4 protein-coding genes are annotated in these 6,764 nt (G+C 64.2%); all 4 read right to left on the bottom strand.

Annotated features, from left to right (window positions below; translation table 11 throughout):
- A partial coding sequence (locus VIG90_RS04870) for a TonB-dependent receptor domain-containing protein (RefSeq protein WP_331592331.1) occupies nt 1–2,812 on the bottom strand: 2,812 nt, incomplete at its 3' end.
- Nucleotides 2,813–2,821: 9 nt separating this feature from the next.
- Nucleotides 2,822–2,995, bottom strand: coding sequence for a hypothetical protein (locus VIG90_RS04865; RefSeq protein ID WP_331592330.1), 174 nt, complete (start codon nt 2,993–2,995; stop codon nt 2,822–2,824).
- Between the two features lie 987 nt (nt 2,996–3,982).
- Nucleotides 3,983–5,422, bottom strand: coding sequence for a metallophosphoesterase family protein (locus VIG90_RS04860; RefSeq protein ID WP_331592329.1), 1,440 nt, complete (start codon nt 5,420–5,422; stop codon nt 3,983–3,985).
- Between the two features lie 344 nt (nt 5,423–5,766).
- On the bottom strand, nt 5,767–6,764 hold a 998-nt coding region (locus VIG90_RS04855; protein ID WP_331592328.1), incomplete at its 5' end, for a phytase.

Genomic DNA, 6,764 nt, shown 5'->3' with positions numbered 1-6,764 from the left:
CGGTGTAAGTGTCGGGCACCTGCGGGGGCCGGGTGTCGAAGACGTTGTTGATGCCGAAGGTCAGGCGGTAGTTTTCGCTGACGTTGATGCCCAGCGACAGGTCATGGTACCAGCGGGCCGGGACCCTGTTGGTGTCGAAGGTCTCATCCGACGTCGCATCGGTTGCATGGAGCGAGCGGCCCCGGATCGTCGTGTTCCAGGCGGCATTCAACTTGCCGATCGCATAGCTGGCGAACAGGTTGCCCCGGAAGCGCGGGTCGGCCCAGCCCGTCACCTGCTTGAGCATGCTCTCGGGAATGCCGGGGACGGCCTCGACCTCCTTGTCGATGAGGTAGGTGCCCTTGAACCCGACGCTGAACTGGCCGGCGCCGAGCAAACCCCGGTAGTTGACGCCAAAATCCAGACCCTTGGCTTTCAGCTTCGAGGCATTGATCTGCTGGGTCGACATGGTGGCGATCGCCTTGACCGGGCTGTTCGGGTCGCGGGTCATGGCATCGCAGAAGATGTTGTCGATGGACGGCAGGTCAACGCAGTAGTTGGCGATCTGATTGCCGCTGAACTGGGTGATGACATCCTCGATGTTGATGGCCCAGTAATCAAGGGTGATGTCGAGCCCCGGCGCGAAGCGCGGCTGGAAGATGGCGCCGAACGTCAGGCTGTTGGACGTCTCGGGCGCAAGATCCGGGTTGCCGCCCCGGGTGAGGAGCGAGACCTCCTGGCTGGCCCGGCCCGGCACATCGATGCCGAGCGCCCGGCAGTTGGCCTCGCGCGTCGGGCTGCGATAGATGTTCTGCGCCTCGCAGGGATCATCGAGGTTGGACGGGCCGGTGTTGATCGGCTCGTAAAGCTCGCCGAAGTTGGGGACGCGCACGCTGCGCGAGCGCACGCCCCGCAGCGTCAGCCCGCCAAACGGCGACCACGTGGCGCCCAGCTTCCAGGTGTTGGTCGAGCCATAAAGGTTATAGTCCGAGAAGCGATAGGCGCCCTCGATTTCCAGATGCTCGGCAAAGCGCACGTCCTTGAGGACCGGCACCACCATTTCGCCGTACAGCTCGGTGACCTTGAGCTTGGCATCAATTTCCGCATGCTGGGTGACGCCGCCCGAGTGAGCAAGTTCGCCGGGCACCGCCAGAGGATCCTCGCGCGTCTTAAGCGTGTCTGTCCGCCGCTCGGCGCCCAGCGCCATTTCCACATCGCCATGGGGCAAGGCAAAGACCGGCCCGACGACGCTGCCGCCAAAGATGGTCTGGGTGTTGACCCATTTCTCGCGGCGCGTTGCAAAGAGCCAGTCGCGCTGCTCGGCGGTCGGCGCGGCCGAGCCGAAAACGTTGTAGGGCACGCAGCCCGCCGCCCGCGCGTCCGCGTCGCGGCAGACCGGCTGGCCCGACGCGGGATCGGCAATGACGTCGCGCGCGGCAATCCAGCGCGAGGCGCGCAGCGTGCCGGGATTGGAGACATTGTTGGCCGAGCGGCCGTACTGGAAGAAGGACGCCCACTCGAGGTCGCCCGTGAGCCCGCCGCCCAGCTCGTTTGCGATCGTATAGGCATGGCGCTTCTGGACATCCCGGCGGATGCCGAACTCGGGATAGATGCGCGCAAGGCGCAGCTGCGTCAGGTCATTGTCCACCATGAACTGGCGCACGGCGTCCGGCAGGAACGGATTGTCGAGAGAGGCGGTTGCCCCGCCGACGCCGTTCAGCCAGGTCGCGCGGCTGTCTTCGCGGTAATAGGTCTTGGTGCCGTCATAGACCGTATGGCCATAATCGAAGCGGGCCGTATAGGTGATGGCATCGGTCACGTCATAGTCGAAGCGGCTGACAACCGCGAACTGCTCGAGCGGGGAGAGCAGCTGCTCACCGGCGTTCAGCGGGAAGGTGCCCTCGGTATAGTACTCGCCGGTGCCCGCCACATACTCGCCCGGCGTCGAGATGGTATTGATGTTCTGCTTGTGAACGGTGCCGTTGCGATAGACGTAGTTCACGTTGTCGTGGACAAACGTCGGGAACCTGTTCAGCCGGGCCGCCGCCCAGTTGTCATAGATGATCGAGTCCGGGATGCCGTCGGTCAGGCTCTGGTTGTCCGGGTTCGACTGGTAGACCATATGCCGGTTGGCATACCCCCGATCATAGACGGTCAGGCCCTTGCTGTTGACATAGGTTGCACCAACGCTCAGCGAGCCGCGCTCGTTCGGCAGTTTGGTCCCCGTCGTCAGTGACACCGAGGTGGTTGCCGCATCGCCGCGCTGGGAGATGCCGTAGGTCGCCTTCAGATCAACGCCCTCGATGTCCCGCTTGGTGATGATGTTGACCGCACCCGTGACCGCATCGGCGCCGTAGATGGCGGCAGCGCCGCCGGTGATCACCTCGATCCGCTCGATCATCCCTGCCGGGATCATGTTGAGATCAACGGCCGATGTTCGCGCCGAGCCGGAGACCCGGCGCTGCCCGTCGATGAGCGTCAAGGTCCGGTTGGTGCCCATGTTGCGCAGGTTGATGGAGGCGGTGCCGCCGTCGAACCCTTGCGAGCCCGCATTGCCACGGCCCACGCCCGGGGCGATCGCCGGCTCGCGGATCAGCGCGCTCCAGGCGGTCGTGAGGCCTAAGCGCTCCGCCTCTTCCATCCTGACGACACTGACCGGCATGGCCGATTCCAGTTCGCTGCGCGCGATGCGCGAGCCGGTCACGATGATGTCGCTGGCCTGGCTTGCACTCGCCGGATCCGGGCGGGTCTCGGGCAGGGACTGCGCGTGTGCGGCCGGAGCCAGCGCAAGAGCGGATGCGGTTATCAGCATGCGCGTAATCACAGACGTCACTTCATACTCCTACAGCAATTCAGGGCGCAGGACACCGCTCCGAGACCCGTGCTTCAGGTCCCGGTTGGTCGCATCAAAAGAAATCAAGGTGAGCTGCGCCGTCGTGGCAAACGTGGACTTCGGGCCTGCAGACCAGACAAGGCTGCCGCCGTTTTTCTCTTCCCCTTCAAATTCCGCCGGCACGCCTGGATCGCCTCCAGAGTGCCCTGGTGCGTCTCCCTAAAGGCTTTATGTTACGCCAGCATTACTCATTGGCGTATCGTTGATTGCGCGCATTTATTTTTGCGAGTTGCCCGGCCGAGGCGCGGGCAAGGCGCAGCGCCGAGCTGGCCCTCAAAAACAAGGCCGGGCTGAGTGCGCTCATGGTTGGCGAGACGCGAGGCGGCAGATTCTTGTCTGCATGCTAATCTCGGGCTCAAAAAGCCCTTCCAACGCCTTCCTGATCCGAGGCCGGCCGGCAGGGTCGGCTCTGGCAGGGCGGGGGAAGGCGCGCGAGCCAATTGCACGTCTGCCCGTTCTCTTGATCTTTTTACCGCAGTTCTTTTTTTGGGAGCACCGCATTTTTTTGAAAAGATAATGCCGGCCGTCATACGGCCGTCATGAACCGTGCCTAAACAGCCCTTCGCAGCGGAAGCCTGCTCCTCGGCTTTCGTTCGCATGCGTGATTTACCCCTGAACCTTGGCCGTCCCTTTCGGGGACGGCCATATTTTTTTAAAGAAGCATCGAGAGGCTGTCGGGCAGGGCCTGATGACAACAGGTAGAAAAGGCGTGCCCGTGCCAGATGCGCCCTGGTGCGCACGCATTGCGCTTCCGAATTGCCAAAATGGCTGTTCTCAAGAGATGGGGTGGGCCGGCAGGGCCTTGTCGCAAACTACGGCAGGCACGGCACGGCACGGTTTCCCGAACGCTGCGCTTTTTTCATGCGCCGCTCTTGAAGGATTTAAACAGCCGGGATAGCACTGCGCCTGGCGCACCGTGCTCTCCCGGTTGCCTCTCTCAGCGGCTTTATGCCGGGCCCGCCAAACTGCTCCCTGGCCCCGCGCTCAGGCCTTGGCCTCCCGGCCATGAGGTGTGGGGCCACATCGGCCGCCGGTTCTCATCAGAGCGCGCGCCGCCTTGCTCTCACCGGCTGAGCCGGCGCACGGGGCGCCTGCTCAGCTTTGAGGCCATCAATCCTTGGCCCGTGCAACGCATGGAGCCCCATCCGGGCCGGTTAGGCCTGAGCAGCGGCGTTCAGGACCGGTCACACCGGGCAAGGTTTTGATTTGCTTGGTTCCGTCTCTCCGCCGCGTCAGCTCGAAGCCGTCGTAGAGCCGGCCGGTTGCGGTAAAGGCCTGAAAGACGAGCCGGTCGGCCTCCACGTCAATCCTCTGATAGAGCTCGGTGTCCTCAGCGACGCGATCGGGCTGGGTTTTGGAGCGGTCATTGAGGCCGTACATTTTGGCGCCCGTCACCGAGACGATGTAGACCGGCCCTTGGGTTTTTCCCAAAGCCTGCGCCTGCGCGCTAGCGGCTTTTCCGGCTTCGCTTGTCAGCCGGCTGTAGCAATGGTCGTGGCCCTGCAGCACCAGATCGATGTTGCGCTTCTCGAAAATGGGCTTCCAGGCGGCTTTGAGCGCTGCCGTGTCATTGGGCCGCGCACAGGTGAAGATCGGCTGGTGAAACAGCGCAACGGTCCAGCGGTTGGGATTGTCGGCCAGCAGACCATCGAGCCAGCGGGTCTGCGCCTCGATGGCCCCGAGGTCGAGCGCCGCCGTGCCATCGAGGACGATGAAGCGCACGCCTTGGTAATCAACCGAGTAGGTCGTCTCCTTGACGCCGTCCGCGCCGTTGCCTGGAAGGGCAAAGCTCAAAGGCCAGTGCGGTCCCAGCAGGCGCGTCTCCGCGCCATCGGCAAAGGTTGCATCAACATACTCGTGGTTGCCGGCCGCCGGGATCTGCGGGATCGAGGCGTAGTGATGCCCGCCTGCGGCCGTCCATTCGCCCCACTCGTCGTCATGCACCTTCTCCTCGCGCTGCGCGACGAGGTCGCCGGCGTGGATGGAAAGGGCGGGCGCCGCTGTCGCCTGGAAGGCCTGACGGATCACGCGCGCAGAGACGGACAGGATCTCGTTCTGCGTGTCGCCGAAATAGAGGAAGCTGAACGGGCGGAACGTGGCCGCTGCCGTGCGGAACTGAAACCACTCGCTCCAGCCATCCGCGCCCCGGACGCGATAAAGGTAAGGCGTATCGGGTTTGAGACCGGTCAGGCGGAGCTGGTGATAGCGGGCGTCCCCGTTCTCGGTTGAGATGTCGGCCGACGTGCCGGTCATCGCGCGTGCAACATGCGCAATGTTCGGGCCATCAATCGCAGGAGCAACTTCAGCCTCGGAGCCCCTTTGGCGCATATCGGTGCGCCAGGCGATCCCCATCTGCGTGGCCGGATCAGCCCCGGGCGTCAGCACAACCCGGTCGGGGTAACCGGTGGCGGCAAAGGGCTTGCCCGCTGCTGGCGTGCCCGTCATGGGAACCGGCGTTGCGGTGCCGCGCGCTGCGGCCGCGTGGAGGGTGGTGGGCACGACCAGCCCGATGAGGGCAACCGCTGCGAGCAATCTTTGCGACGTTCCCATTTTCTCCCCCGCTTTCGAATTGCATTGAGGTGCAAAATCACAGTCAGCTCCAGAGCTGCCCGCGCCTTGGGCGTTGAGCCTCGTTTGGCCGCGCCGCTCTGCCGCCTGACTGGAGAATCTATCGGCTCCAAAACACATCGGCCCCAGCCTCATTAGTGGTGCTCTATTGCAGTATAATGACGCCCCCGCATCGATCAGGAGCATACGCTGAGGCTTGAATAATCTGCCTCAATTAAAACGCGGGACAGGCGGCGCGGTGTTTGTGGGCGGCGGCAGAGACGCACCGCACGCGGCCGCCTGCCGCCTGTCTTTTTGGAGCCTTGATCAGAGCGGCCCGATCGGGATCAGAGGCCCAGCGCGTCGCTGACCGCGCCCCAGTCCACATACTTGAAGTTCTGCATTTCCGGCGCGTTGTCGCCGTCCTGCACCACGAGCAGGCCGCGCGGGTAGTCCGGCCCCATGTCCCCCAGCATCAGCTCGATCCCGTCGGTCTCGCTGACGCCGTCGATCGCACCCTCGCCAATCCGGAAGCGGTTGACGAAGGTCAGCTCCGGCAGGCGATAGACGGCATAGGCATTGTCGCCCTGGCTCGAGGCGATGAGATAGCCTTGATCCGCGCCGCTTGGCGCCAGGGCCAGACCCTCCACGTCCTCGAACAGGTTCACCTTGTCGACCTTGGCAATGGAGACCGGCTCGCTCGAGCCCAGCGGGTCGGCATCGAACCGCCACAGCCCGACGTTTTCCTCGGCGACGTAGAGAATGCCGGTGCGGTCGTCGACCACGCAGCCTTCCGACTGGGAGCCCAGCTTCAGGCTGCGCACCTTGGTGACCTGGGGCTGGGTCGTGCCGACATCGATCCGCAGCTGGTCGATGCGGCCGTCCTTCAGCACCAGAAAGCCGAACAGGACGCTATCTGACGCGCGGGTCCACAGACACAGGCCATAGGCCTCGCCCGGGCCGACCGGATAGGTTCCCAGCGGCACGAGCCGGGCCTCCTGTGTCTCCAGGCGGAACAGGGACACCTTGGCGCTTTCCTCGTCTTCCCGATTGCTGGCAGCGACAAGAACGCCGGCTGTGCCGTCGATAAGCGTGTTCTGACGCAGGTCGACGTTATTGAGACGCGGCGAGGGCGTAAAGCTCAGCCGCTTGCCGGCCAGATCATAAACGTGGATGCCCGCCTTCTTGTCGGTGCCAATGACGAGGCTGCCGGCCGGATTGGCCGCATTGCGCCAGATGGCCGGATCGTCAGCCGCGTCATCCTGCGTCTCGACCGGGTCGGTCTCCGCCTTGGCGGTGACCGTCAGCGCGGCCGGGACGGAAGTCTCCGGGGCAGAGCAGGCTC

The organism is Pedomonas sp. (genome assembly GCF_036515995.1).
Classification (GTDB): domain Bacteria; phylum Pseudomonadota; class Alphaproteobacteria; order Sphingomonadales; family Sphingomonadaceae; genus Pedomonas.
The sequence above is the reverse complement of the archived record's forward strand: the minus strand, read 5'-3'. Positions and strand labels throughout refer to the sequence as shown.

Excerpts from the sequence above, each read along its gene's own strand:
- VIG90_RS04860 (WP_331592329.1), bottom strand. The coding sequence starts at position 5,422 with ATGGGAACGTCGCAAAGATTGCTCGCAGCGGTTGCCCTCATCGGGCTG.